Raw genomic sequence first — 24996 nt, forward strand, 5'->3', positions numbered from 1 at the left:
ACATCGCCCGACCGGTTCACCGATGTCAACGGCGGGGGGATCGGCGCATGCAAGCCGCCAAGCCGATGTGTCGTTCGGGCAACTACCGCCCCTCGCGCACCCAGGTCGCCGCAAACGCGCCGAGCAGCAGCAGCAGGCCGATCACGCCGGCGAAGATCGGCAGCACACCGACGCCCTTCACGACGCTGGCATCGCGCATCCGCACGCCCATCCAGCCATCGCCGTGGAACATGCCGACCGAGCGCACCGGCAGGATGCGCGGCAGCTCGACGCTCGAGCCAGAGGCCACGCGCACGGCATCGCCGCCTGTCGCCTGTGTCAGCGGCTTCAACGTATCGACGGTGGAGGTCACTTCCGAAAATTCCTTCGGATTGGTCGGGCCGACATTGATCAACGCCTTCAGCGTGCCGTCGGTCGCCTGCCACAGGCCGAGCTCGCTCGCCGGCAGGCTGGCGCGCCACTCGCCGGGATCGCCGGCGCTCAGCGTCAGATCCTGCGACACGCCCGACGGCGAGGTCACGCTGACGGGCTGGACGCTGTCCGCCATGGTCTGACGCACCACGACGAGGTCCTTGCCCTGCACCTGGAGGCGCAACGCCTCCTCGTCGAGATCAGGCTGCTTCATCAGCCAGTGCGACATCCGCCTGAGCAGGTCGAGATGCGGACCGCCGCCTTCATAGCCGCGCGCCCACAGCCAGATGTGGTCGGACAGCAGGAGCGCGACGCGGCCCTCGCCGAAGCGCGACAGGAACAGCAGCGGCTTGCCGTCGACGCCGGTCATGACGGGCGGGTTGACCGCATTGCGGGTGTCGACGGTGCGGAAGAACCGGCTCCAGCGCGGCGGCTCGCTGGCGGAGCCTTCCAGCCCGCGCGTGACGGGATGGCGTTTGCCGAGGTCGGACAGATGCGCATAGAACGGCTTCTCGGTGACGCCGACGGGTTCGGCCGGCAGCACCGAATCGAGCGGCGTGCGCCAGATGCTGCTGTTCGAGGCATAGTCGGGGCCGGCCGAGACCAGCACGGCGCCGCCTGCGCGCACATAACGCGCCATGTTCTCGAAATAGGGGATCGGCAGCACGCCTTGGCGGGCGTAGCGGTCGAAGATGATCAGCTGGAATTCGTTGATCTTCTGCTGGAACAGCTCGCGGGTCGGAAACGCGATCAGCGACAATTCGTTGATCGGCGTGCCGTCCTGCTTCTCCGGCGGGCGCAGAATGGTGAAATGCACGAGGTCGACGCTGGCGTCGGACTTGAGCAGGTTGCGCCAGGTGCGCTCGCCCGAATGCGGCTCGCCCGAGACCAGCAGCACACGCAGCTTGTCGCGCACGCCGTCGATGGCGACGACGGCGCGATTGTTCACCGGCGTCAATTCGCGTTCGAGCGGCGAGGCCTCGATCTCGACGATGTTCGGCCCGGCATGCTTGATGTCGACGTCGACGCTCGCGGCCTGGCCGCTGGAGAGCGTGCGCTCATTGATGACCTCGCCGTCCCGGCGGACCGTGACTTTGGCGCGCTCGCCGGTGACACCCTGGTCATCGAGGCGGTAGGAGATGGTCTGGCTCTGCCCGACGATACCGAAGCGCGGCGCGGCGGTGATCGCGATGCGGCGGTCGCGCTCGTCCTTCTGGCCCGTGACCAGCGCGTGCACCGGCGCCTGGAAGCCGAGCGCAGCGGCGTTCGCGGGAATATCGTGGACGCGGCCGTCGGTGATCAGGAACGCGCCGGCGACGCGGTCCACCGGGACGTCCGCCAAGGCCGAGGCCAGCGCGCCGAACAGCTTGGTGCCGTCGGTCTCGCCGTCGGCCTGTCCGGCTTCGACGACACGGACCTCGAGGCCCTTGATCTTCTTCAGGCTGTCGACCAGCGCCTCCTGCGCTTGCGCAGCCTCGCGATTGCGGTTGCCGAAGTTCTGGCTCGGGCTCTTGTCGACGACAACAGCGGCGACCGAGGTGAGGGGATCGCGGTCCTCGCGGGTGAAGGAGGGATTGGAAAGCGCCAGCAGGAACAGCGCCAGCGCGGCCACGCGCACCGCGGCCCCCCGCGCGCGCGCCAGCAGCAGCACGAGCGCGACAATGACGATCGCGGCGAGCGCGAGCCACAGCACGATAGTAGGAACAAGCGGTGTGAACGCGATACCGTAGTTCATGGCGTCACTCTCTGGGCATCGTCATGGCCGGGCTTGTCCCGGCCATCCACGACTTGCCGTGCGGCACGAAGAACGTGGATGCCCGGCACAAGGCCGGGCATGACGGCTTCCATTGGGGGGATGTTCAATTTCACCACCCGCATCATTGCCCCAGCCGTTCGATCAGCGCCGGAGCGTGCACCTGGTCGGCCTTGTAGTTGCCGGTCAGCGTGTACATCACGATGTTGGCGCCGGCGCGGTAGGCGAATTCGCGCTGGCGGGGGTCGCCGCCGGTCACCGGCAGCATGGCCTGTCCGTCGGGCCGCACCGCCCAGGCGCCGGCCAGGTCGTTCGAGGTGATGATGATCGGCGAGACGCCGTCGCCGCCGCGCGCCGGCCGCTGCGCGCTCTCATCGTCGTCTTCGCGCGGCAAGGTCTCGACCCAGGTCTGGCCGGCGGTGAAGCGGCCGGGGAAGTCGCGCAGCAGATAGAAGGTCTTGGTCAGCACATGCTCGCGCGGCACCGGCTCGAGCTCGGGCACGTCGAGCGAGGACAGGATCTCGCGCAGCGTCTGCATCGCCGGCGTCTGCGCCGCGCCGTTGGCGCCGGGCGGCGCCTCGATCGCGTCGCGGGTGTCGAACAGCACGGTGCCGCCCTGCTTCATGTAGGCGTCGATCTTGTTGATGGCGTCCTGCGGCGGCTTCGGCGCGCCCGGCACGATCGGCCAGTAGATCAGCGGGAAGAAGGCGAGCTCGTCGCGCGCGGGATCGACGCCGACGGGATCGCCGGCCTCGAGCGCCGTGCGCTGGGCCAGGAACAGCGTCAGCCCATTCATTCCCGCCTTGACGATGGAATCGACGTCGGCATTGCCCGTGACGACATAGGCGAGGCGGGTCTGCGACACCGACTTCATCGCGAACTCGTCCGTGACGCCGTCGGCGCGCGACGGCGCCGGCGAGAGCGCCGCGAATCCGGCGAGCAGGGCCAGCACGATCATCGCGGGCGCGGCGCGGCGGCGCAGCAGCGCGGCAATGCCGCCGCCGAGCACCGCGATGATGATGGCGTCGATCAGGAACAGCGCGAGCGCCGTCGACAGCAGCCAGCCGCGCAAGTCGCGCGGCTCGGCATTGGTGTAGGTGGCGTGCCGGGCGCGCAGGCTCGCGGTGTTCAGGGCGGCGATGCGGTCGGCGCTGGCAAGCGTGTTCACGGCGAGCGGTCCTTCTGCCGGACCGTAGAAGCCGGGCGGATGATCTGATGTGGCGCGGTCGCGATAATCGGCAGGAAGCGGCTTGGCCGTCGCGGGCGGCGGACCGAACGCGCCAAATCCGTCGAGGATGTGCAGCGGCGCCACGGTCTCAGTGGTTGCTTCGCCGGCAACGCCGGCGCCGGGCTTTGCGGTGTAGCCGGACATGTCGACCACCCGCCGCAACATTTCGACGAAGGTGCCCGACATCGGTAAGTCAGACCAGCGCATGTCGGCGCTGACGTGGAACAGGCTGACGAGGCCCTTGCCGCGATGTTCGCCGGTGACGAGTGGCGTGCCGTCTTCCAGCGAGGCCCAGCTCTTGGTGGCGAGCACGGCGTCGGGCTCGGCCAGCACCTGGCGGCTCACGGTGACGTCCTTGGGGACCGCGACGCCGGCGAACGGGCCGTCGACGGCGAAGGAGGCCAGACGCTGCGGCTTCTCCCAGGTCAGGCTGCCGCCGAGCGTGCGGCCGCCCTTGCGCAGCTTGACCGGCACGAGGTCGTCCTCCGCCTGTGCGAGCCGGGGCCCGGCGAACCGCACCAGCACGCCGCCCTGGTCGACCCAGGCATTGAGGCGCTCGCGCAGCTCGGGCGCGATGGTGCCGACATCGGCGAGGATGATCATCGGCAGCTTCTGGTCCAGAAACTGCGTGATGCCCTGCTGCGGCGAGCCCTTGTCGGCGAGCCTGACGTCGGCGAACGGCGCCAGCGCGCGGGTGAGATAGAAGGTCGGGGCCAGCAGCGGCTGCGCGGTCTCGCTGGTCGCGCCCGAGACGACGCCGATGGCGCGGCGGCGCCAGCGCTTGTCGAGCAGCTGCACCGCGCCGGCGGAGCGCTCGCCGGAGATTTCCAGTCGCGTGATGTCGTTGCGCAGCTCGACCGGCAGGTCGAACGCCGCCTCGGTTTCCTTGTCCTGCGGACCGAACGAATAGCGCGCTTCGCCGATCGGCGAGGCCTTCTGGTCCAGCGCGCGCACGGTGCCGACCGCGATCCCGCCGTCGGTGCGCAGCACCTTCACCGTCATCTTCGCCGCGGCGTTCTCGGCGGCGACCAGGGCCAGCGGCGAGGAGGTGCCGCCTTGGAACACGGTCAGGCTGCGGTCGCCGATGGTCTTGCCGAGGCCGGCCACGAAGTCCTCGCCGCGGCCGGTGTCGACGCCGTCCGAGAGCCAGGCGATCTCGCAGTCGCCGGTGACCTTGAGGAAACGGTCGACCGCGGCCAGCGTCTCGACGCGATCAATCGAATAGGGCTTTGGCGCCAGCTGCCGCAGCGCGACGCGCGCCGCACCCGCCGGCATCAGGGTGATGTCGCGGTTCGGCTCGGACAGCGGCACCAGCGCGATGCCGCGGCCGTCATTGTCGGCATTGGCGATAAGCTCGTCGGCGGTCCTGATCCTGACGTCCCAGTGCGATGCAGCGCTCCAGCCGTCGTCGAACATGATCATCAGCGGCGCCTTGCTGCCGGCGATGCCCGTTTGCGGATTCCAGATCGGGCCGGCGGCGGCGAAGATCACCAGCGCGGCGGCGAGCAGGCGAAGCGCGGTCAGCCACCACGGCGTCCGTGAGGGCGTCTCTTCGCGCGGCGTGATGTCGAACAACAGCCGCGTCGGCGGAAACTCGATGCGCCGCGGCCGCGGCGGCATCACGCGCAGGAGCCACCACAGCACGGGCAGGCTGAGGAGGCCGATCAGGAGCAGCGGTTGCGTGAAGGCGAGCGGCAATCCCATCATGCGGCCGGCCCCGCCTTGATCGTCGTGGTGCGGGCGCCGGACTTGCTCACCTGCATGCCGGCATGCAGGAACAGCAAGAGTTCGGCGGCGGAGCGGTCGGTCGCGTGGGTCGTGAACAGCCAGTCGAGCTTGTTGGTCTCGGCGCGGATCTGGTCGCGGTGCAGCGCGAGCCGCGCGGTGTAATCCTGCGCCCAGCTCTCGGCGCGGCCGGCGGTGATCACGCCAAAGCCTTCCGGCTCGACGAACTCGACGCGGCCGGAATAGGGGAACGATTCCTCGGCGGGATCGACCACCTGCACCATCGTGCCGTGCGCGCCGGAGCTGGACAGCCCGGCGAGCGTCGTCCTGATCTCGGCGATCGGAGACCAGAAATCCGACAGCACGATGATCTCGGCCAACGCGGCCGGAACGAAGGATGGCGGCAGGCTGAGGCGGTCGGCATCGTCATGCAGCATCGCCTGCGCCATCCTGTCGATGATGCTGCGGCTTGCGGTCGGCGCCATCAGCCCGGGAATGCCGACGCGCTCGCCGCCGGCGACGAGCAGCTCGGCCAGCGCGAAGGCGACGATCAGCGTCCGCTCGAGCTTGGACTCGCGCGCCGTCTTCGAGGCGAACGCCATCGAGGGCGAGCGGTCCGGCCAGATCCAGACCGTGTGCGAGGCTTCCCATTCCAGCTCGCGCACGTAGAGATGGTCGTCGCGCGCCGAGCGGCGCCAGTCGACGTTCTGCGACGGTTCGCCCGAGACGAAGCGGCGGTACTGCCAGAAGTTTTCGCCCGAGCCGGCGCGGCGCCGTCCATGCAGGCCGTGGATGACGTTGGCGGCGATGCGGCGGGCCTCGAGCACCAGGCGCGGCAACGAAGCGGCGAGCGTGCGGCTTTCGCCATCGGCACGTCGGATCGCCAGGATCTCCTTCGCTGCCCGCCCGTTCTCCGCTGCCATCAACCGATCCGTGTCTTCAATTGCCGGATCACGTCCGGAATCGTGCGGCCTTCGGCGCGCGCCTGGAACGTCAGCGCCATGCGGTGCTTCAGCACGGGCTCGGCAAGGTCGAGCACGTCGTCGATCGAGGGCGCCAGGCGGCCGTCGATCAGCGCACGCGCGCGCACCGCCAGCATCAGCGATTGGCTGGCGCGCGGGCCGGGGCCCCAGGCGATGAACTTGCCGGCTTCGCCGGCGTCCGGACCCGGGCGGGCCGAGCGCACCAGCGAGAGAATTGCTTCCACCACGGAATCGCCGACCGGCAGGCGCCGGATCAGGCGCTGCGCGGTGATCAGCGCATCGGGCGTCATCGCGCCCTTGGCCAGCGTCTCCTCCGCGCCCGTGGTCTCGAACAGGATGCGGCGCTCGGCATCGCGATCGGGATAGTCGACGTCGATCTCCATCAGGAAGCGGTCGAGCTGCGCTTCCGGCAGCGGATAGGTGCCTTCCTGCTCCAGCGGGTTTTGCGTGGCGAGCACGTGGAAGGGTTTCGGCAGATCGTGACGCGCACCGGCGACGGTGATGTGCTGCTCCTGCATCGCCTGCAGCAACGCCGATTGCGTGCGCGGTGAGGCGCGGTTGATCTCGTCGGCCATCAGGAGCTGCGCGAACACGGGACCGGCAATGAAGCGGAAGGCGCGCCTTCCCGCGGTGCTCTCGTCCAGCACTTCGGCGCCGAGAATGTCGGAGGGCATCAAATCGGGCGTGAACTGGATGCGCTTGGCATCGAGACCGAGCGTGACGCCGAGCGTCTCGACCAGCTTGGTCTTGGCAAGGCCCGGCACGCCGATCAATAGCGCATGGCCGCCGGAGAGGATGGTGACCAGCGTGTTCTCGATCACGCGATCCTGGCCGAAGATGACCGAGGCGATCGCGTCCTTGGCCGCGCGAACCTGGCTCGACACCTGCTCGGCCGAACGGACGATCCCGTCCTCGAGTTTCTCGACACTCTCCGCCATTCGCTTGCTCCTTCAGCCTGTGCAACGCGGCTTGCTTGCATCGTCAGCCTGTCACGTCAGGTCATCACGCCAGATCATGGGCCCCATGCTAGACTTGCAGGAAAGCCATGTATTCGTTGAATTAACCTATCCCCACCTTATCGGCTTCGGGGTATGTACGGCATCACGAAGTGGCGACCTCCACACCGGGCTATTCCGGATGGAACCGCGCACCTAAGTACAACGTAGACCTGCACCAATCGTGCCAATCACAAAGTCAGGGCAAACCATGGCGAACCAAGGGCAGAGCGCCGATCGGGGTCTCGAGGGACTGACTGCCGCCGCCAAAAGCGCTGCTAATGCCGAAGGCGCCAAGAAGGGCCTGCCTCCGGTGCATCTGTGGAATCCGCCGTTTTGCGGCGATCTCGACATCCGAATCGCCTCGGATGGTACTTGGTTCTATTTGGGGACGCCAATCGGGCGCCCTGCCTTGGTGCGGCTGTTCTCGACCATCCTCAAGCGCGAGGGCGACAAGCACTTCCTGGTCACGCCAGTGGAGAAAGTGGGCATCCGCGTCGACGACGCGCCCTTCATGGCGGTCGAGATGCAGAAGGACAGCGAGGGCAGCCATCGCGTGCTGCACTTCCGCACCAATGTCGACGACTGGGTCACCTGCGACGCGGCGCACCGGCTGCGTTTCGAGCAGGCGGAGGATGGCGGGCTGACGCCCTATCTGCACGTCCGTGCCGACCTCTGGGCCAAGGTGACGCGCGCGCTCTATTACGATCTGGTTGACATGGGCGAGGAGCGGATGGTCGATGGCCAGCCGATGTTCGGTGTCGAGTCGGCCGGCGAGTTCTTCGCCATGGCCGATGCGGAGCAGGTGAGGGCGGCGCTTTGAATTTGAACAACCCTATCCTGACGAACGAGCCGGTCGCGCTTGGCGCTGCGGATTTCTTCGCCCGCTCCAAGGCGCGGCTCGGCTTCGACGTGCCGCCCGGCCTCTATGATCCCAACATCATCCCCGCCTCGGGCGATCCCGGCACCGACAAGATGCTCGAGATCATCGCGCGCGAGCAGCCGGTGCGTCCCGCAGCGGTCCTGATCGCGGTGGTCGACCATCCCGAGCCCACCATCCTGCTGACGCAGCGCTCGGCGCATCTCAACGACCATGCCGGCCAGATCGCCTTTCCCGGTGGCAAGATCGACGCGATCGATGCCTCGCCGCTCGACGCGGCGCTGCGCGAGGCCGAGGAAGAGGTCGGGCTGGCACGCGACTTCGTCGAGCCGCTCGGCTATCTCGATCTCTACGGCACCGCCTTCGGCTTCCGCATCCTGCCGACGGTTGCCAGGGTCAGGCCCGGCTTTTCGCTCAGCATCAACCATTCCGAGGTTGATGATGCCTTCGAGGTGCCGCTATCCTTCCTGATGAATCCGGTGAACCACCAGGTGCACAGCAAGGAATTCCGCGGCACGCCGCGGTCCTACTACGCGATGCCGTTTGCGGAACGCTACATCTGGGGGGCGACGGCGGGCATGCTGCGTGTGCTGTATGAGCGGATCTATTCGTCATGATCCGGACGGTTCTGACCGAGATCGGAATCTTCCTCATCCCCTTTGCCGTCTATGCGCTGTTCCTGGCAGCGACGCGGTCCGGTGTGTTCGCACGCTCCTCATGGCCGGTCGCGATCGTCGCGCGTCTTGCGCTGGTGGCGATCGTGCTGGTCATCGCCGGCCTCATCGGCTTGGCGGAGTTCTCCGGCGCGCCGCCGGATTCGACCTACGTCCCCGCCCATATCGAGGACGGCAAGCTCGTGCCGGGCACGGAAAAGTAGGGGCGGGTCCATGAGCGCGGAGCCTTTACTCGCCGATGCGCCCTGGCTGACCGCAGGCGGCACCGCGCGCGTCCTGGCGCTGCTCGGCACCGATGGCGAGGAGGCGCGGGTGGTCGGCGGCGCCGTGCGCAACGCGCTGCTCGGTCTTGCGCCGGGTGACATCGACATCGCAACCACGGCGCTGCCCGACGAGGTGATACGGCGTGCCAAGGCTGCCGGCATCAAGAGCGTGCCGACCGGCATCGACCACGGCACCGTTACGCTGGTGATCGATGCCCACCCCTATGAAGTCACGACGCTGCGCGAGGATACCGAAACCTTCGGCCGCAAGGCGAAGGTCGCGTTCGGCCGCGACTGGGTGAAGGATGCCGAGCGGCGCGACTTCACCATGAACGGCCTGTCGGTCGATGCGCGCGGCGTCGTCTACGATTATGTCGGCGGCATCAACGACGCCAAAGCGCGGCGCGTGCGCTTCATCGGCGATCCCGACCAGCGCATCGCCGAGGATTACTTACGCATCCTGCGCTTCTTCCGCATCCACGCCGCCTTCGGTGCCGGCGAGCCCGACCCGGACGGCTATCTCGCCTGCATCCGCGGACGCGCGGGCCTGGCCAGCCTGTCGGCCGAGCGGGTGCGTATGGAGATGCTCAAGCTGCTGGTCGCCGGTGGTGCGGCTGCGGCCGTGCGAGCCATGGCCGAGGGCGGATTGCTGCAGGCGTTGACCGGCGGCGTCGTCTATACGGGTCCCCTGGACACGATGATCGCAATCGAGCGCGAGCTCGGCCTCAGCCCCAGCAGCACGCGGCGCCTGGCCGCGCTCTCGGTCGCCGTCACCGAAGACGCCAAGCGCCTCGCCGTGCGCCTGCGGCTCTCCAATGCCGAGGCCAAGGCGCTGGATTCGATGGGGCACCGCTGGTGGCGCCTCGCCACCAAGGACGAAGCCAATGCACGGCGCTTGCTGTACCGGCTCGGGCCCGAGAGCTATCAAGACCGCGTATTGCTTGGCTGGGCACGCGCCGCCGCTGACGTGCATTCGCCGCGCTGGCGCGCGCTCGCCGAGCTGCCGCAGCGCTGGACCGCGCCGAAATTTCCGCTGAAGGCAGCCGATTTCATCGCTCGCGGTCTCGCCGAAGGACCTGCGCTCGGCCATGTGTTGGCGCTCGCCGAAGACGCTTGGCTCGCGGCGGATTTCCCGCTGGAAGAAGCCGCGCTCGCCGCGCTTGCCGATCAAGCCGTGGCCCGCATCAGAGGCGGCCAGAAAGATTGACCATCGTCTCAGGCTTCGCCGATATCTCGCTTCTGCAGCTTCTGCTGATCGCAGCGATGGCGTTGTTTGCATCGATCATCGGCGGTCTCGCCGGCTACGGCACCGGGGCCCTGATGCCCCTGGTGCTGGTGCCGCTGGTCGGGGCCGAGCCCGTCGTGCCGATCATCGCGATCTCCGCGATGCTGACCAACGCGAGCCGCGCGCTTGCCTATGTCCGCCATGCCGACCGCCGCCGCGTGCTGATCGTGCTGGCCTGCGCCGCGCTGACCACCGCCCTCGGCGCCTATGGCTACACCCGCCTCACCAATGCCGGCGCCGCGCTCGTGATCGGCACCATGCTGATCCTGAGCGTGCCGCTGCGCCGCATGCTCCGCCGCCGCGATGTCAGGATCGGCGATGCGGGCCTTGCCGCCGGCTCGGTCGGCTACGGCGTCCTGGTGGGCGGCACATCGGGCTCCGGTGTGATCCTGCTCTCGCTGCTGATGGCCTCAGGGCTCGAAGGCGCCGCCGTGATTGCGACCGACGCGATGATCTCGCTCGGTACCGGCCTGATCAAGATCTCGGTGTTCGGCCTCGCCGGCGCCGTCACCGCGCAGGTGCTCGCCTTGGCGCTGCTGATCGGCGGCATGGCCGTGCCCGGCGCGTTCCTGGCCAGGGCTTTCGTCGAACGGATGCCGGTGCAGATTCACACGGCGATCCTCGATGCCGCCGTGATCACCGGCGGGCTGGTGATGATCGCGGCGGCGGCGCGGCAGCTGATGGCCTAGACGACGCCGGCTGAAATGGCGTTCTTGGCGTCTTGGGAGCATCTGACGTCGCGATAATCTCGGCTGCGTCGCGTCAGGCGAACTTCGCGCGCATAACCGCTATTTGACAGCTCTACGCTGTGTTGCCGCTGCTACAGCGGCAATGCACGATCACCTCTATAACTCGGCTCAAAGCGAACGGCCGGTCATCGGCGGTTTGACGAGTGCTCACGCGGCAAGGCGCCGCCTTGTCACGCGCACAGCGTTCGAGGGAAGTCATGAAATCCATCGTCTCCGGTACTCTCCTGGTCTCGGCTCTCTGTCTCTCCCACGCCGCCTCCGCGGCCGATCTCGGCAGGGCTTACACCAAGGCGCCGCCCGTGCCGGTGGCATTCAGCTGGACCGGCTTTTATGCCGGCGTGCATGGCGGTTATGGCTGGAGCGATCCGACCGCGACCTTCGATCCGGGCGCGCTCGCAACCGGGACGGTCCCCGGCTATGTCGTCACGGGTGGCACCGGGCCGTTCACCCTGGATGTGAGCCCCAAGGGCGGGTTTGGCGGCGGCCAGATCGGCTATAACTGGCAGTCCGGCACGTTTGTGTATGGCCTGGAAGCGGATGTCAGCGGCGCAGCCATCAAGGAGACGGCGAGCCGCCCCTTCAGCGTCACCGGCACGATCGGTGGCGACAATGGCGCGTTCACCGGCGTGTTCAACCTCAAGCAGGAGATCGACGTCTTCGGCACGGTCCGCGGACGTATCGGCTACGCGGCGAACAATCTCTTGATCTACGGCACCGGCGGCTTCGCCTGGGGCCACGTCAAGAACAGCATCTCCACTTCCGACCTCGCCACGCCGAACATCGCCAATTTCAACGGCTTCTTCCCGGCCCTGACGCGCAGCGCGTCATCGTCCGACGTCCAGGTCGGCTTCTCCGTTGGCGGCGGCTTTGAATGGGCCTTCGACCCGCGCTGGACCTTCAAGGCCGAGTACATCTACATCAATCTCGGCAAGTCGAACGGCAATGCTCTTGCCTTCCCCGGCGCGTCCTTCACGGACACCGAGGTTCAGCTTCATACAGCCAAGGGCGGCATCAACTATCGGTTCTGATCCGACCGACATCAGCTCGCAGGATGGGTCGAGCCCTTGCGAAACCCATTGTCCTTGACAGCGCATGCAGCAGCCCGTCAGGGCGCGCGACCATCAAGTCTCGTTATCGCCCCGCGCTGCACGAGCTGACTGAAATACTCGACCTCCCGAGCGTACGCGTGGTTATCGTACTGGTCGGCTCGCTGCGGATCCCAATAATAGGTACTTGACTGAAAGCCATCAAAACCCAAAGCAAGCAGCTCCGCATTTGGGTAAAGATGGCGTGCGAGCGACAGGGCCTTCAGACCCGTCGTTGGTTGTACGACTTTGCCGTCTTTGCCAATCATGATCCCCGCGCGTTCAAACTCCATCGCGCGCACCAGATCGATCATCAATGACTGGCTGAAGTACTGCACGGGACACGAAACGACCGCTTCCAGTGCACGAGCATGGATTTCAGGACACGCCTCCTCCGGAAGAAGATCGAGATGCCACCTCGTGAGGTATTCCAGCTCGAAGCCTTCGTACGCCGTCGGCATCCTCGTCCATGACATGGGATCTGGAAAGGCGAACCACAGACACTGGCCGGCTCGCCGTTCGTCGTCCCCTGCGGCAATCCTGGTCCAACTATTGACCATGTGAATATCGAGTCGCGAGCCGACCGATTCCTCATAACCACTGGTTCGGAACTCGTTGATACGAACGACTCGATCGCACCTGTCAATCAATGGCCCAAGCTTCATCTTGAGCGGACCACCGCTATTTCCGACAATTGCGATCCTCATGGTACTCCCTCGAAGGCGTCTTATGAAGCTCCCAAAGCAGGTCGCGCTATCCCTTCCAGGAGCGTAACCCGTCACCATATGGGCTGGAAGTCTTCACTTTGAGGAAACGCGATGAAAGCACCCGCAAATCTCGCCGAGAAGCTCGCAACGTTTACCGATCGCTTCTCCCCGCGCACGGTGGCGACCTATAACGACAACGACATCATGGTGGCCAAGCTTGAGGGGCCGTTTCATTGGCACAAGCACGAGGACACGGACGACTTCTTTCTCGTGCTCAGCGGGACGCTCGACATCGAGCTGCGGGACCGCACGGTCACCCTCAACCCCGGCGAGGTTTTTGTCGTGCCGAAGGGCGTTGAGCACCGGCCGGTCGCACGTGGGGAAGTGCACATCCTCTTGATCGAACCGACGGGGACACCGAATTCGGGAGACAAAGCTACGGCGGCGCCTCGTATCCTCGTCTGATCGACCCGCGCCCGCCATCGGTGCCGCGGTGAGGCCGTCGACGCACAGCGTCCTCGCCGTCGAGCCGTTGGCGGCGCGCCGGCTCCGAGCTCGGCTCTCACGAGAACACAGAAGGACCTACTCTTCGTCATCATCCTCGTCTTCTTCGTCCTCGTCGTCTTCTTCCACCTGCACGAGCACCGCGAGCGGCAGCGTCTCGCGGAACAGGTCGCCTTCCATGCCCATCCACAGGCACAGCGCCTCGTTCTCCTTCACCTCCGCGACGGTCAGCGGCTGACCGCCGGATTTCAGCATCACGACATCGCCGGCCTTCAGATCCATGGATTGTCCTTTCGGGTTGATCGACGGGGCCGACGCTAACAGGCCGTCATGACAGGCCGATCACGCCGGCTGCCGGTGCCGGAAGGTGTCTCCGCGGTACGGCTCAGCTGCGCTCGCTCGTGACCGGCTGGTTCGGCAGGCACTGGTTGCTGAAATAGCCGATGGCATCGCGCGCGAGCGGAACATGGCAGAAGAAGCCGGTGGGGCGGTATCGCACCCTGATGCGATCCAGCTGCGCCATGGTCAGCGTCATGAACGCGTCCAGCCTGCGGGCCTGAAGCTGCAGCCTGTGCTCATTGCTGTCGCGTGGTTTGTCGAGCTTGCCATCGTTCGGCACGTCGTTGCCGGAGGCCGGAGCTTGCAACGCATTCGGTCCGCCGCGGAGCACCTCGAAGCAATGGTGCATCACCAGGACGTGGTGCTTGGCGCTCCACCAGTTGATGGTCACGACCTTCTGCAACGCATCGATCTCGCCGTCCGCCCGCCTGGCACAGAGGTTGACGTAGGATTTGAGCCCATTGGCCGTCGGGTCGTTGCACAATTCGTCGCTGGGGCGTCCCGGATCGGCGCCATTGAAGATCGCACCCTTGAACTGCGGAAGGTTGGCGTCGGAATCGCAATCGAAATTGTACTTGGTGAGCAGCGTTGCCGTCAGGGGATCCTGGTCGAGCGTGTGCTCTGCGGCCGGGTCGCGCCCGAGGTCGCTGGGCCAGTCGATGTAGATCTCCGCCTTGCGCGCAAAGATGGCGCCGTTCCGCCGCAGCGACGTGCGCGCCTTCCAATAGTCCGAGAACGAGCCGAATGTCTTGGAGTCCACCGGAATGAAAGCAGGGCTTGCCTGCGCCTTCAGCGAGCCGAACTGCTCGCGCAGCATGGTCTCCTGCTGGATCTGCACGTCGGCGAAGGCGTCCGAGATCTCGAGGAAGGTGTCGGTCGCCTTCTGCATGTCCGCCTTGGCCTGCTCGCCGACCTTCTGTTCATAGGAATTCAGGTACTGGAAATATCCGCCCAGGAAGCCGGTCAGCAGGGTCACGGCCGTCAGTCCCTTGGTGACCGAGAGGCGGCTGTCCCAGGATTGAATTCTTTGCCAGATGCCCGCCGCCTTCGCCGGGGATCGCGTGCGCGCTGCCTGCTTCGGAAGGTCCTGCTCCATTGTCGCCTCCAACTCACCACGCCCCATGGCACGAGGCTACCGCAATCCCGGATTGCGGCTTGTGAAGCATTTCACTTCAAGTAAGGCAGGCGGGCTGCCGGATATCGGGCGGCGGCAGCTCCTCGATCGAACGGGGAGGGGGTCTGGACCACCTCCCACGCGATGCGAACGTCGCCTTGAATTCGCGGTCGGCATCGCCTAGTTTTTCGGCGTGCCGCACGGTGTCCGCCACCATCTTCGTCAACTCGCCAGAACGGCCATGTTCGTGGCGATATCCGCGTTTGTGCTTCAGGCGGCCCTGATCTCGGTCTCGCAGGCGCAGGCGGCTGTTGGCGCCATTCCGATGCCGTCCGTCACGCTCAGCGGTTCCCTGCATTTCCACGATCAATTGGCCGGCCACGTGCATTCCCACGCCGGCGACGACGCGGAAGGCCACGTCCATGACGGGCCGGATCACGATGAGGACGGCGCTCCCGGCGTGGCCTGGGACATGTTTGGCACCTCGATCGCCTCAACGCAGGTCGTTCACCTGCTCAGCGTCTTCGAAGTGCTCGGCACCATGGACCTGCCGCTCGCGCGGGCCATTGTCGGGGTGCGCCCCGAGGGACTCGTCCGGCCACCAAGTACCTTCAGCATCGCGTAGTCCCGGCGGCGCTTCGGCCGCCGCCTTTTCGCATGTCTGAAGGATCTTTCGATGTTGATGAATCAGCGCTGCCCGAAAGGGCGGCTCGCAGCTCTCGGGCTGGCCGGCGGTGTCTGGTTGGTGAGCCTGGTCTTTGGCTTGTCGGGCGCCTTTGGCCATGAAGGGCACGATCACGGCGACGCTGAAAAGACGGCGGTCGTGTCCTCAGCCTATCCGAGGATTGCCGCGCGCTCCGCGCTCTACGAAGTCGTCGGCATCCTGAAAGACGGCAGGCTGTCCGTCTTCATCGATGATGCCGCGACGAACGAGCCGGTCTCGGACGTCGCCTTGCAGGTCACGATCGGCGATTCTGCCCCGATCGAGGCATCGAGCCAGGAGGACGGCGTCTACACCGCCCCGATTCCGAACGGCACGCCGTCTGGATCGGTCGAGGTGATCTTCTCGATCAACGCTAGCAGGGGAAATGATCTGCTGGTCGACTCGTTCACACCGCGTGCAGAGGCCCGGCCCGCAGAGCAGAAGCACGAGCCCGGCTGGCTTCTCTCGACCCGAACCGCCATCGCCGCGTCCGTGCTCGCCGCTCTGGGCATCGGCGGTCTCTTCGCCTATTGGAAGCGGCGTGGCCGCTTCATGGCGGCCGCGGTGTTGGCGGGGGCTTTCGTCATTCTCGCCTCCGTCATGTTCGGCGAGGGCCGGACCAGTGCAACGCAACCAAATCCGCCTGATGTTCCCGCGCTGAGCGATGCCCCGCGCCGTCTGCAAGACGGCACCGTCTTCGCGGCCAAGCCGACGCAGCGTCTGCTCGAGGTACGAACCGCTGCAGCCGAGCCGCAGACGATTCATCCCGCCGTCACCCTGATCGGCCGTGTCATGGCCGACCCCAACCGCAGCAGCATCGTACAGAGCATCTACGGCGGCCGCGTGGTTCCCGGCGATGACGGCATCCCCCGCATCGGGCAATCCGTCCGCAAGGGCGATCTGCTCATCCGGATCGAGCCGCATCTGCCAATCGCCGACCGCACGACGATCCTCGAGAAGGTCGGCGAGATCGAACAGCTGATAGCGATCACGGACAACAAGCTGCGGCGTCTCCGGCCGCTGGCCGAACGCGGCGCGGTGCCGCAAGGGCAGGTCAACGACCTCGAAAGCGAATTGGAGGGTCTGCGGGCGCGCCGCGAGACCGTTCGCAATTCCCGCACCGGCTTCGAGGAGCTGCGGGCATCGACCGATGGCATCATCACCGCAGCCAAGGTCGCGCCGGGCCAGGTCATACAGCCCCAAGACGTCCTGTTTCAGATCGCGGACCCAAGCAGTCTTTGGGTCGAGGCGCTCGCCTATGACGAAATCGGCTTGAAGCAGCCTGAAGCCGCAACGGCAATGGCTCCGAACGGGCAGCAGATTGCGCTGAGCTTCGTCGGGACGAGCCGGGCGCTGCGCCAGCATGCGTCCGTGGTTCAGTTCGCCATTCCGGAGCCACCAGCAGGTCTCAACATCGGTCAGCCGTTGAATGTGATGGTCCAGACCGGAGCGCCGGTGTCGGGCCTGGTCGTGCCGCGCAATGCCGTCGTTCGAAGCGGCAACGGTGAGAATATCGTTTGGCTGCACACAGAGCCCGAGCGCTTCGAGCCGAGGCCGGTTCGCGTGGCGCCGGTAGACGCAGCCCGCGTGATCGTGGCCGCCGGTATCAACGAAGGCGAACATGTCGTCGTTCGCGGCACCGACCTCATCAACCAGATCCGGTAGCCGGCCATGTTCAAGCTCATCGTCCAGACAAGCTTGAGCAATCGCCTGTTCGTGCTGGCGGTCGCCGCCGTCCTGGTCGGCTACGGCCTGTTCGTCCTGCCGAGCGTTTCGGTCGACGTCCTGCCTGACATCAACCGCCCGACCGTCAACATCCTGACCGAGGCAGAGGGACTGGCGCCCCAGGAGGTCGAACAGCTGGTGACGTTCCCGATCGAGACGTCGATGAACGGCATGCCCGGCGTCATTCGCGTGCGCTCGGTCTCGGGCGTTGGTCTGTCGGTCGTCTATGTCGAGTTCGACTGGGGCGTCGACGTTTACCGCGCCCGGCAATTCGTCTCCGAGCGGCTGGCGCTGATCCGCGAGCAATTGCCGTCCGCGGTCAATCCCCAGATGGGCCCGGTGACCTCGATCATGGGCGAGATCATGCTGATCGCGCTGACGAGCGATGGCACGGCTTCACCCATGGAGGTGCGCGAGATCGCCGACTTCGTCGTCCGGCCGCAAGTCCTCGCGATTCCCGGCGTCGCCCAGGTGATACCCATCGGCGGCGAGGTCCGCCAATATCGCGTGACGCCGAACGTCGCCACCATGCAGGCACTCGGCGTCACCCACGATCAGATCGAGCGGGCGGTCGCAAGGTTCGGCACCAACAGCGGCGGCGGCTTCGTCGACCAGCATGGCCGCGAATATCTGATCCGCAATGTCGGTCTCACCAGGCGTATCGAGGACCTCCGCAACACCGTCGTCGTCAACCGCGGAGAGCAGCCGATCCTGCTGAAGCAGGTTGCCTCGGTGGATTTTGCCGCGCGGACCAAGCGCGGTGACGCAGGATATAACGGCAAGCCCGCCGTCATCGTCAGCGTCATGAAGCAGCCGGCTGCGGATACTGTAGCACTGACGCGCAATGTTGAATCAACGATGCGGGAGCTGCAACGCACTATGCGCGGGGGCATCAGCGTCACCAACGTGCAGTTCCGGCAGGCCACCTTCATCGAGACCTCGATCGGCAATGTCGAGCGCGTCCTGATCGAGGCCGCGATCGTCGTCGCAATAGTCCTGTTCGTCTTCCTGATGAACGCTCGCGCCGCGTTCGTCTCGCTGACGGCCATTCCAATATCGATCCTGGTGACGGTCCTGGTGTTTCGCGCCTTCGGCCTCACGATCAACACCATGACGCTGGGCGGCCTCGCCATCGCGATCGGCGAGCTGGTCGACGATGCCGTCGTGGACGTCGAAAACATCCTGCGGCGCCTGCGGGAGAACGCTGCGTCGAGCACCCCGCGCCCTGTCCTCGACGTGATCTCCGGCGCGAGCCAGGAGGTTCGTTCCAGCATCGTCTATGCAACGATGATCATCGTCCTCGTCTTCGTGCCGCTGTTCGCCCTTCCGGGAATCGAAGGGCGGCTGTTCACGCCGCTTGGCGTGGCCTATGTGGTCTCGATTCTCGCTTCGCTGCTGACCTCGATCACCGTGACGCCGGTGCTGTCCTATTATCTGCTTTCGGGACGAGCTCATTCAGGTGACCGCGAGAGCTTTGTCGTCACGAAGCTGAAGCAGGCCAATCGGCGGGTGCTCGGCTGGGCCTTCGAGCGGCAGGGCTTGGTGCTGGTCTTCGTCGCCGCTGCGGTCGCGGTGGCAGGCTATGCCGCGAGCCAGATGCCCCGCAGCTTTCTTCCTCCTTTCAACGAGGGGACGCTGGTCCTGTCGCTGCAGTACAATCCAGGCATTTCGCTCGCGGAATCCAACCGTCTTGGCCTATTGGCGGAGCAGTTGCTCGCAAAGGTGCCCGAGGTGAAATCGGTTGGACGCCGCACCGGTCGCGCCGAGCTGGATGAACACGCCGAAGGCGTGCACTACAGCGAGATCGATGTCGATCTCACACCGTCCAAGCGCCAGAAGGCGGACATCTATGCGAGCATCCGGGAAGCCCTGTCCGCGCTGCCGGCGTCGGTGGCCATCGGACAGCCGATCAGCCACCGCCTCGATCATCTCCAGTCCGGTATTCGTGCCCAGATCGTGCTCAAGATCTTCGGCCAGGACATCGAGATGTTGCGGCGGCTGTCCGAAACGGTGCGCCAGCGTCTATCGACGATCCCGGGTCTGGTCGATCTCCAGGTCGAGAAGCAGGTGCTGATTCCGCAAGTGCGGGTTCAAATCGACCATGCCCGCGCCGCGCTTCACGGCCTGACGCCGGCTGCGGTCACCCAGGCACTCGACGCGCTGTCCAATGGCCGGAAGGTCTCCCAGATCGTCGACGGCAATCGCCGTTTCGACGTCGTGATGCGCCTGTCGGAGCAAGACCGTTCGACGACGGGACTGCACAATTTGCTCATCCCGACCGGCTCGGAGTTCGTCCCGCTGAGCGCTTTAGCCGACATCGTCGAGACAGACGGGCCGAACCAGATTCAGCGGGAGGGAACCCAGCGCAGGATCGTCGTGTACGGCAACGGGGACGGACGCCGCGACATCGCCGATATCGCGGCCGACATTCAGAGGTCGGTTCGCGAGCTCGATTTCCCGCAAGGCTACACGACCAGCCTCGAAGGCGCGTTCCAGGCCCAGCAGGAGGCGACCTGGCGCATCGGCATTCTGTCGCTGGCCTCGATGGCGATGATCTTCGTCGTCCTCTACAGCCGCTACCGGTCGATCGCACTGGCGCTGATCATCATGGGAGGTATTCCGCTCGCCCTGATCGGCAGCGTCGCCGCGCTGAAGATCTCCGGGCAGCCCTTGTCGGTGGCATCGATGATCGGCTTCATCACGCTGGCCGGCATCTCGGCGCGCAACGGGATCTTGAAGATCTCGCACTACATCAATCTCGCCATCCACGAAGGCGAGCGTTTCGGGGCCGGGCTGGTCATTCGAGGCAGCATGGAGCGCCTCAGTCCGGTGCTGATGACGGCGCTTTGCGCAGGACTAGCGCTCACGCCGCTCTTGATCGGCGCGGACGAGCCGGGCCGGGAAATCCTGCACCCGGTGGCCGTGACGATCTTCGGCGGCCTGCTCAGCGCCACGGTCCTCGACACAATCGTGACCCCGATTCTGTTTCTGATGTTCGGCAAGCAGCCGCTGCAGCGGCTGGTGGCCGGGCACGCCGCAACGTTCACCCCCGCGGAAGCCTATTGATGCGCGGACAACCACCGAGGAGCCTGCAATGAGAACCTATATGGGCCTTGCCATGATGGCTGTGATGATCGCGACGCTGGATGTTGCCGCGGCACAGACCAAGGGCAGCAACGGCGGTCCCGTCGTCAAATCGCAAGGGCATCCGATCGAATTCGTCAGCAAAGGGACGGACATCATCTTTTACGTTGGCGACGACGATGGATCGCCGCTGTCGACCAAGGATATGCGCGGACGCGCGACGATTCAGGATGGCGGCAAGACGGTCACCGTTCCGCTCGCGCCGGCCAATCCCAACATGATGACGGGAAAGCTGCAGGCCGAGCTGTCGCCGAAGGCGATCGTGGTGTTCTCCGGCAGCTTGCACGGTCATTCGCTGACGGCGAGATACGCTGCGCAATGATTGACGAAGCGCCGCCCCTCGGCAGGTTTGTACATCGGCGATTTCGCTGCGACAAACGCTGATGATAAATAGTGGATCAATCAATACAATCTGAGCATCAATCAGGATGTCACGAGCACGTAAAATAGGCCCTCAGAAAATGTCGCAACGGAGGATCGACAATGGGCAATGCTACTCTTTTATCGAAGATTCGATTTGGCGCGGCTGGCATCATGCTTCTTGCCGCGACCTCGATGGCATACGCGGCCTGGCCGGAAAGGAATATCACCTTTATCGTTCCATTCCCGGCGGGAGGCTCGTCCGACATGGTCGCGCGCGCAATCGGACAGAAGGTCTCCGATACGCTTGGGCAGCCGGTGGTCGTCGAAAACCGCTCCGGCGCAACGGGCGCGCTTGGAGCAACAGCGGTGGCCCGGGCGGCAGCGGATGGATACACCATTCTCGTCGGCTCGATCGGTGTCTATGCGACAAATCCATTTCTTCAGCCCAATCTGAAGTATGATCCCCTGAAGGACTTCGACCTTTTGACGGTCGCTGTGCGCGCACCGAACGTCCTGGTCGCCAACTTGAACTTTCCGGCAAACACGGTCGCCGAATTGGTGGACCAGCTGAAGAAGGCCCCCGGCAAGATCACTTTTGCAAGCTCGGGTGCGGGTTCGTCCGATCATCTCACGGCGGCGCTGTTCTGGCAGCGCACTGGGACGACCGGTCTCCACGTGCCGTATCGCGGCGGGGCGCCTGCCGTGAGTGATCTCCTCGCGGGGCATGTCAACGTATCGTTTCAAAACATCAACGCCGTGATCGGGCAAATTCAATCCAAGCAGCTCAAGGTCCTCGCCATCACCGGCGATGCCAGATCTCCTCTTTTGCCCGAAGTGCCCACCTTGAAGGAACTTGGTATTGAAGGTGTCGACGTCTTTTCGTGGCAGGCGGCGGCTGCTCCGAAGGGGCTTCCTGCCGACGTGAAAGCAAAATTGCATGGCGAGATCGTCGCGGCGCTGAAGGCACCGGACGTACGCAAACGAATGGAGGATATCGGCCTCGAAATCGTGGCCAACACCCCGGAGCAATTCCAGGAGTTTCTGGTCTCTGAGTTGGCCCGCTGGAAGCGGGTTATCGAGGCCGGCAATATCACCGTGGAATAGGTTGCCTTGGGCGTGCTCGAGCCTCTCGCGGGAGGGACAAGAGCATGATCCGGAAAAGTGCGTAGCGGTTTTCCGAAAAGATCATGCTCAAACAATAAGCTAGAGCGCGATGACGATTCATCCTCATCGCATCGCGCTCTAGGGTCGATGGCAACCCTCGCGACGATGCCACAATACCCCTGTTTTGCCCGACGGGTCAGAAATTTTTCGTAAAATCCGTAAGTCCTGATTTTACAGCAGCGCGCTACTGTGCATGGGGTTGTTTTTCGAGTCTTGTTTTGACCGGCTGATTACGGCCGGTCCGGCAGCAGTTCGCCGAGCGAGCGGATGATGCGGTCGGGCCTGACCGTCGAGCCCTCGGGCAGGCCCTCGCCATGCACGTCCATCCAGATCGCATAGATGCCGAGGCGCTGCGGCGTCACCACTTCCCATTCCAGATTGTCGCCGATCATCCAGGTGTCCTCAGCGGTGACGCCGAGCGCCTGCATCGCGTGCAGATAGGCGCGCTCCTCGGGCTTGCCGAAGCCGTGCTCGCCCTCGATCTGGATGTGGTCGAAGCGGTGCGCCAGCTCGAAGCGTTCGATCTTGGCGCGCTGCATGTTGGCGGCGCCGTTGGTGACCAGCGCGAGCTTGATGCCGAGCGCCTTGAACTGGTCGATTGCTTCATGCGCACCGGGAAAGACGAACATCTCCTCCTCGCGATAGGCGGTGAAGCGGTCGGCGAGGCGAATGGCGAGGTCGTCGGGCAGGGCGCGGTGGCCGGCGGCAGCCAGCGCGGCGAAGCCGCCCTTCACCGTCAGGTGCCGCGCCTCGGCGAGCTTCATCCGCCACGCGGCTTCCGCACTGGCCCAGAAGTTTCGCGCGAAGGCCAGCACCGCGGTGGCGACCATCGGCGGCGGCAGCGGGGCGAGCTCCTCGGCGAATTCGGCCGTGATCGTGTTCCAGGCGATCTCGGGCCGGCCATAGGCCGACAGGATGGTGTCGTCCATGTCGATCAGCATGGCGCGGGGCAGCGGCGGCAGCACGGCTTTCATGGCCACTTCACCTCCGGCGGCAGCGACGACAGGATGGAGTCCACGTTGCCGCCGGTCTTCAGTCCGAAGATGGTGCCGCGGTCGTAGAGCAGGTTGAACTCGACGTAGCGGCCGCGGCGGATCAATTGCTCCTCGCGGTCCGCAGCCGTCCAGGTGCTCGCGAAGTTGCGCCGCACGATCTCGGGATAGATCTTCAGGAAGGCGCGGCCCACGTCCTGGGTGAAGGCGAGGTCGGCGTCCCAGTCGCCGCTGTCGTGCCAGTCGTAGAAGATGCCGCCGATGCCGCGCGCCTCTTTCCGGTGCGGCAGGTAGAAATACTCGTCGCACCATTTCTTGTACTTGTCGTAGTCGGCAACACCGCTCGGCTGCACGCAGGCCTGTTTCATCGCGGCATGGAAGGCGATGCTGTCGGGATCGTCCTGCGTCCGCCTTCGCTCCAGCACCGGCGTCAGGTCGGCGCCGCCGCCGAACCAGGCCTTTGTGGTGACGACGAAGCGCGTGTTCATGTGCACGGCAGGGACATTCGGATTGCGCATGTGCGCGATCAGCGAGATGCCGGAGGCCCAGAATTTTGGATCCTCCGCCGCGCCGGGGATCTGGGCGCGGAATTCGGGTGCGAACTCGCCGTGCACCGTCGAGCAGTGCACGCCGACCTTCTCGAACAGCCGGCCATGCATCATCGACATCACGCCGCCGCCGCCGGCCGCGCCGGAATGGTCGGTGCGCTGCCAAAGCGTGCGCTTGAAGCGGCCGACCTCGCCCGGATAGAGGCTTTGCGGCGCGTCATCCTCCAGCCGCTCGAAGCTTGCACAGATGTCGTCGCGCAAGCGCTCGAACCAGGCGCGGGCGCGGGCCTTGCGGGCTTCGATCGTCGTCACGTCCATCTGCATTCGCGGGTCGCGTCCTATCTGATGCCGAGCGATTTGTGGGTCTGCACGCTGAGCCGCCATTGCGGATGGTGCAGGCAATAATCGATCGCGCGCGCGGTGTTCTCGATGACCTCAGGCCCGTCCATCGGTTGCAGCGAGAAGCGCTCGAAGGCGAGATCCTCAAATGCTGCGGGCATCGCCAAGGCCTGGGGATAGACCAGCTTCAGCTCGTGGCCCTGGCGCAGGACCAGCTCGCTGCCGCCCTTGGGGCTGACGCAGATCCAGTCGAGCCCATCAGGAGCTGCGATCGTGCCGTTGGTCTCGACGCCGATCTCGAAGCCTCTTTCGTGCAGCGCCTCGATCAGCGCGGCGTCGACCTGGAGCAGCGGCTCCCCGCCGGTCAGCACCACATAGCGGTTGGCGGCCGCCGCCGTCCATTGCGCGGCGATGGTATCGGCGAGTTCCGCAGCCGAGCCATAGCGCCCGCCGAGCGTGCCGTCGGTGCCGACGAAATCCGTGTCGCAGAACTTGCAGGTCGCATCCGCGCGGTCAGCCTCCCGCCCGCTCCAGAGGTTGCAGCCGGCAAAGCGGCAGAACACCGACGCGCGCCCGGCATGGGCGCCTTCGCCTTGCAGGGTCAGGAAGATCTCCTTGACCGCGTAACTCAAGCCTCTCTCCTCAATCTGTCAAACCTTGCGGGTTCCGGATCTGCCGCAGCGCCTCGCCGGCGGCCATGGCTACGCTCATGGCCACATTGAGCGACCGCAGCCCCGCCTTGATCGGGATCACCAGACGCGCATCGGCCGCCTCGACCACCGCATCGGTGACGCCGGCGCTCTCGCGCCCGAATAGCAGGATGTCCGAGCTCTGGTAATGAAAATCGAGGTAGTCGGTGGCGGCCTTGGTGGTGAACAGCAGCAGCCGGTGGCCCTGGCTTGCACGCCAGTCCTCGAATGTCGCCCAGGAGACGTGGCGGGCCAGCCTGACATGGTCGAGGTAGTCCATTCCCGCCCGGCGGAACAGGCGGTCCGAGATGGGGAAGCCCGCCGGTTCGATGATATGGGCATCGAGCCCCAGGCAGGCGCAGAGGCGAAGAATCGTGCCGGTGTTCTGGGGGATGTCGGGCTGGAAAAGTGCGATCTGCATGGGCGGCGGCAAGTTGGCTTGCGGGCGCAAAATGTCTCAATAAAACATCGCCCGCCCGGGAATTCGTGCATTGCACGCTCTCACGCCGTTAGCGGGCTTGCGCTCGCCCGGCAAGGGTGCCAATAGAACGATTCTGGACTGCTGTTTCACCCGTTTAGAGGTGAACAAGCCAAGTTCTGCCGCCGCGGGGGGCCGCGGGTGCCGGCAGCCTTT

At 65.5% G+C, this 24996-nt stretch carries 23 protein-coding genes; 12 read left to right on the forward strand and 11 right to left on the reverse strand.

Going from position 1 to position 24996, the window contains the following annotated elements; all coding sequences use genetic code 11:
- Positions 1-82: 82 nt before the first annotated feature.
- From I6F17_RS32225 to I6F17_RS32240, 4 genes are all read right to left on the reverse strand, one after another.
- Positions 83-2146: a hypothetical protein gene (locus I6F17_RS32225; RefSeq protein WP_225130886.1), complete on the reverse strand. Its 2064-nt coding sequence runs from the start codon at positions 2144-2146 to the stop codon at positions 83-85.
- 142 nt (positions 2147-2288) lie between these two features.
- Entirely contained in the window at positions 2289-5099 is a 2811-nt protein-coding gene (locus tag I6F17_RS32230) for a DUF4159 domain-containing protein (protein ID WP_225130888.1), read from the reverse strand.
- Entirely contained in the window at positions 5096-6040 is a 945-nt protein-coding gene (locus I6F17_RS32235; RefSeq protein ID WP_225130890.1) for a DUF58 domain-containing protein, read from the reverse strand. Before I6F17_RS32235 ends, I6F17_RS32230 begins: the two co-directional genes overlap by 4 nt.
- Positions 6040-7038 (reverse strand): MoxR family ATPase, encoded by a 999-nt coding sequence (locus I6F17_RS32240; RefSeq protein WP_025038173.1) that lies wholly within the window; start codon positions 7036-7038, stop codon positions 6040-6042. The genes I6F17_RS32235 and I6F17_RS32240 overlap by 1 nt, the downstream gene beginning before the upstream one ends.
- Before the next feature lie 268 nt (positions 7039-7306).
- Between I6F17_RS32240 and I6F17_RS32245 the strand changes: the two genes are divergently transcribed.
- The 6 genes from I6F17_RS32245 to I6F17_RS32270 all read left to right on the forward strand — a co-directional run bounded on the left by I6F17_RS32245 (position 7307) and on the right by I6F17_RS32270 (position 11974).
- Positions 7307-7918: a DUF1285 domain-containing protein gene (locus tag I6F17_RS32245; protein ID WP_225130892.1), complete on the forward strand. Its 612-nt coding sequence runs from the start codon at positions 7307-7309 to the stop codon at positions 7916-7918.
- A gap of 2 nt (positions 7919-7920) precedes the next feature.
- On the forward strand, positions 7921-8592 hold the full coding sequence (locus tag I6F17_RS32250) for a CoA pyrophosphatase (protein ID WP_057026264.1): 672 nt from the start codon (positions 7921-7923) through the stop codon (positions 8590-8592).
- Positions 8589-8852, forward strand: a complete 264-nt coding sequence (locus tag I6F17_RS32255) for a DUF6111 family protein (RefSeq protein WP_036013774.1) — start codon at positions 8589-8591, stop codon at positions 8850-8852. Before I6F17_RS32250 ends, I6F17_RS32255 begins: the two co-directional genes overlap by 4 nt.
- A 10-nt stretch (positions 8853-8862) precedes the next feature.
- On the forward strand, positions 8863-10119 hold the full coding sequence (locus I6F17_RS32260) for a CCA tRNA nucleotidyltransferase (RefSeq protein WP_225130894.1): 1257 nt from the start codon (positions 8863-8865) through the stop codon (positions 10117-10119).
- Positions 10116-10886, forward strand: a complete 771-nt coding sequence (locus tag I6F17_RS32265; protein WP_036037120.1) for a sulfite exporter TauE/SafE family protein — start codon at positions 10116-10118, stop codon at positions 10884-10886. The genes I6F17_RS32260 and I6F17_RS32265 overlap by 4 nt, the downstream gene beginning before the upstream one ends.
- 257 nt (positions 10887-11143) lie before the next feature.
- Positions 11144-11974, forward strand: a complete 831-nt coding sequence (locus tag I6F17_RS32270) for an outer membrane beta-barrel protein (protein WP_050991748.1) — start codon at positions 11144-11146, stop codon at positions 11972-11974.
- A gap of 77 nt (positions 11975-12051) precedes the next feature.
- Here the strand turns inward: I6F17_RS32270 and I6F17_RS32275 are convergent, their stop codons facing one another.
- Positions 12052-12738 (reverse strand): glycosyltransferase family 29 protein, encoded by a 687-nt coding sequence (locus I6F17_RS32275; RefSeq protein WP_157785115.1) that lies wholly within the window; start codon positions 12736-12738, stop codon positions 12052-12054.
- 111 nt (positions 12739-12849) lie between these two features.
- On the opposite strand from I6F17_RS32275, the gene I6F17_RS32280 reads away from it, so the two are divergent.
- Entirely contained in the window at positions 12850-13203 is a 354-nt protein-coding gene (locus I6F17_RS32280) for a cupin domain-containing protein (RefSeq protein WP_036024830.1), read from the forward strand.
- Between the two features lie 117 nt (positions 13204-13320).
- On the opposite strand, the gene I6F17_RS32285 is transcribed toward I6F17_RS32280, so the two are convergent.
- Positions 13321-13524 (reverse strand): DUF2158 domain-containing protein, encoded by a 204-nt coding sequence (locus I6F17_RS32285; RefSeq protein ID WP_225130897.1) that lies wholly within the window; start codon positions 13522-13524, stop codon positions 13321-13323.
- Positions 13525-13627: 103 nt separating this feature from the next.
- Complete coding sequence (locus I6F17_RS32290) at positions 13628-14677, reverse strand: hypothetical protein (protein ID WP_225130899.1); 1050 nt, start codon at positions 14675-14677, stop codon at positions 13628-13630.
- Positions 14678-14936: 259 nt separating this feature from the next.
- Here I6F17_RS32290 and I6F17_RS32295 point away from each other — a divergent pair, with 259 nt between their 5' ends.
- The 5 genes from I6F17_RS32295 to I6F17_RS32315 all read left to right on the forward strand — a co-directional run bounded on the left by I6F17_RS32295 (position 14937) and on the right by I6F17_RS32315 (position 21734).
- Entirely contained in the window at positions 14937-15320 is a 384-nt protein-coding gene (locus tag I6F17_RS32295; RefSeq protein ID WP_225130901.1) for a hypothetical protein, read from the forward strand.
- Between the two features lie 432 nt (positions 15321-15752).
- The gene (locus I6F17_RS32300; protein WP_225130903.1) at positions 15753-17063 is read left to right on the forward strand and encodes an efflux RND transporter periplasmic adaptor subunit; all 1311 of its coding nucleotides are present in this window, start codon (positions 15753-15755) and stop codon (positions 17061-17063) included.
- A 6-nt stretch (positions 17064-17069) separates the two neighbouring features.
- Positions 17070-20189 (forward strand): efflux RND transporter permease subunit, encoded by a 3120-nt coding sequence (locus I6F17_RS32305; protein WP_225130905.1) that lies wholly within the window; start codon positions 17070-17072, stop codon positions 20187-20189.
- Between the two features lie 28 nt (positions 20190-20217).
- Positions 20218-20589 carry a hypothetical protein gene (locus I6F17_RS32310; RefSeq protein WP_225130908.1) on the forward strand — a complete coding sequence of 124 codons (372 nt, stop codon included), beginning with the start codon at positions 20218-20220 and terminating at the stop codon, positions 20587-20589.
- A 161-nt stretch (positions 20590-20750) separates the two neighbouring features.
- Entirely contained in the window at positions 20751-21734 is a 984-nt protein-coding gene (locus I6F17_RS32315; protein WP_225130910.1) for a tripartite tricarboxylate transporter substrate binding protein, read from the forward strand.
- 290 nt (positions 21735-22024) lie between these two features.
- On the opposite strand, the gene I6F17_RS32320 is transcribed toward I6F17_RS32315, so the two are convergent.
- The 4 genes from I6F17_RS32320 to I6F17_RS32335 are packed head-to-tail and all read right to left on the reverse strand — an operon-like array spanning position 22025 to position 24783.
- Complete coding sequence (locus I6F17_RS32320) at positions 22025-22768, reverse strand: HAD family hydrolase (RefSeq protein ID WP_036037157.1); 744 nt, start codon at positions 22766-22768, stop codon at positions 22025-22027.
- Positions 22765-23652, reverse strand: a complete 888-nt coding sequence (gene hemF, locus I6F17_RS32325) for an oxygen-dependent coproporphyrinogen oxidase (protein ID WP_225130928.1) — start codon at positions 23650-23652, stop codon at positions 22765-22767. Before hemF ends, I6F17_RS32320 begins: the two co-directional genes overlap by 4 nt.
- Before the next feature lie 20 nt (positions 23653-23672).
- Complete coding sequence (gene queE / locus I6F17_RS32330; protein WP_225130912.1) at positions 23673-24305, reverse strand: 7-carboxy-7-deazaguanine synthase; 633 nt, start codon at positions 24303-24305, stop codon at positions 23673-23675.
- A gap of 10 nt (positions 24306-24315) precedes the next feature.
- Entirely contained in the window at positions 24316-24783 is a 468-nt protein-coding gene (locus tag I6F17_RS32335) for a tRNA (cytidine(34)-2'-O)-methyltransferase (protein ID WP_225130914.1), read from the reverse strand.
- Positions 24784-24996: the final 213 nt, after the last annotated feature.

Origin of the sequence: Bradyrhizobium sp. NBAIM18, assembly GCF_020193825.1 — a bacterium.
Taxonomy (GTDB): Bacteria; Pseudomonadota; Alphaproteobacteria; order Rhizobiales; family Xanthobacteraceae; genus Bradyrhizobium; species Bradyrhizobium yuanmingense.

Bases quoted from the DNA above. Each gene is read 5' to 3' on its own strand.
- I6F17_RS32225 (WP_225130886.1), bottom strand. From the start codon at position 2,146: ATGAACTACGGTATCGCGTTCACACCGCTTGTTCCTACTATCGTGCTG.
- I6F17_RS32230 (WP_225130888.1), bottom strand. From the start codon at position 5,099: ATGATGGGATTGCCGCTCGCCTTCACGCAACCGCTGCTCCTGATCGGC.
- I6F17_RS32235 (WP_225130890.1), bottom strand. From the start codon at position 6,040: ATGGCAGCGGAGAACGGGCGGGCAGCGAAGGAGATCCTGGCGATCCGA.
- I6F17_RS32240 (WP_025038173.1), bottom strand. From the start codon at position 7,038: ATGGCGGAGAGTGTCGAGAAACTCGAGGACGGGATCGTCCGTTCGGCC.
- I6F17_RS32245 (WP_225130892.1), top strand. From the start codon at position 7,307: ATGGCGAACCAAGGGCAGAGCGCCGATCGGGGTCTCGAGGGACTGACT.
- I6F17_RS32255 (WP_036013774.1), top strand. From the start codon at position 8,589: ATGATCCGGACGGTTCTGACCGAGATCGGAATCTTCCTCATCCCCTTT.
- I6F17_RS32260 (WP_225130894.1), top strand. From the start codon at position 8,863: ATGAGCGCGGAGCCTTTACTCGCCGATGCGCCCTGGCTGACCGCAGGC.
- I6F17_RS32270 (WP_050991748.1), top strand. From the start codon at position 11,144: ATGAAATCCATCGTCTCCGGTACTCTCCTGGTCTCGGCTCTCTGTCTC.
- I6F17_RS32275 (WP_157785115.1), bottom strand. From the start codon at position 12,738: ATGAGGATCGCAATTGTCGGAAATAGCGGTGGTCCGCTCAAGATGAAG.
- I6F17_RS32280 (WP_036024830.1), top strand. From the start codon at position 12,850: ATGAAAGCACCCGCAAATCTCGCCGAGAAGCTCGCAACGTTTACCGAT.
- I6F17_RS32285 (WP_225130897.1), bottom strand. From the start codon at position 13,524: ATGGATCTGAAGGCCGGCGATGTCGTGATGCTGAAATCCGGCGGTCAG.
- I6F17_RS32290 (WP_225130899.1), bottom strand. From the start codon at position 14,677: ATGGAGCAGGACCTTCCGAAGCAGGCAGCGCGCACGCGATCCCCGGCG.
- I6F17_RS32295 (WP_225130901.1), top strand. From the start codon at position 14,937: ATGTTCGTGGCGATATCCGCGTTTGTGCTTCAGGCGGCCCTGATCTCG.
- I6F17_RS32305 (WP_225130905.1), top strand. From the start codon at position 17,070: ATGTTCAAGCTCATCGTCCAGACAAGCTTGAGCAATCGCCTGTTCGTG.
- I6F17_RS32310 (WP_225130908.1), top strand. From the start codon at position 20,218: ATGAGAACCTATATGGGCCTTGCCATGATGGCTGTGATGATCGCGACG.
- I6F17_RS32315 (WP_225130910.1), top strand. From the start codon at position 20,751: ATGGGCAATGCTACTCTTTTATCGAAGATTCGATTTGGCGCGGCTGGC.
- I6F17_RS32320 (WP_036037157.1), bottom strand. From the start codon at position 22,768: ATGAAAGCCGTGCTGCCGCCGCTGCCCCGCGCCATGCTGATCGACATG.
- hemF (WP_225130928.1), bottom strand. From the start codon at position 23,652: ATGGACGTGACGACGATCGAAGCCCGCAAGGCCCGCGCCCGCGCCTGG.
- I6F17_RS32335 (WP_225130914.1), bottom strand. From the start codon at position 24,783: ATGCAGATCGCACTTTTCCAGCCCGACATCCCCCAGAACACCGGCACG.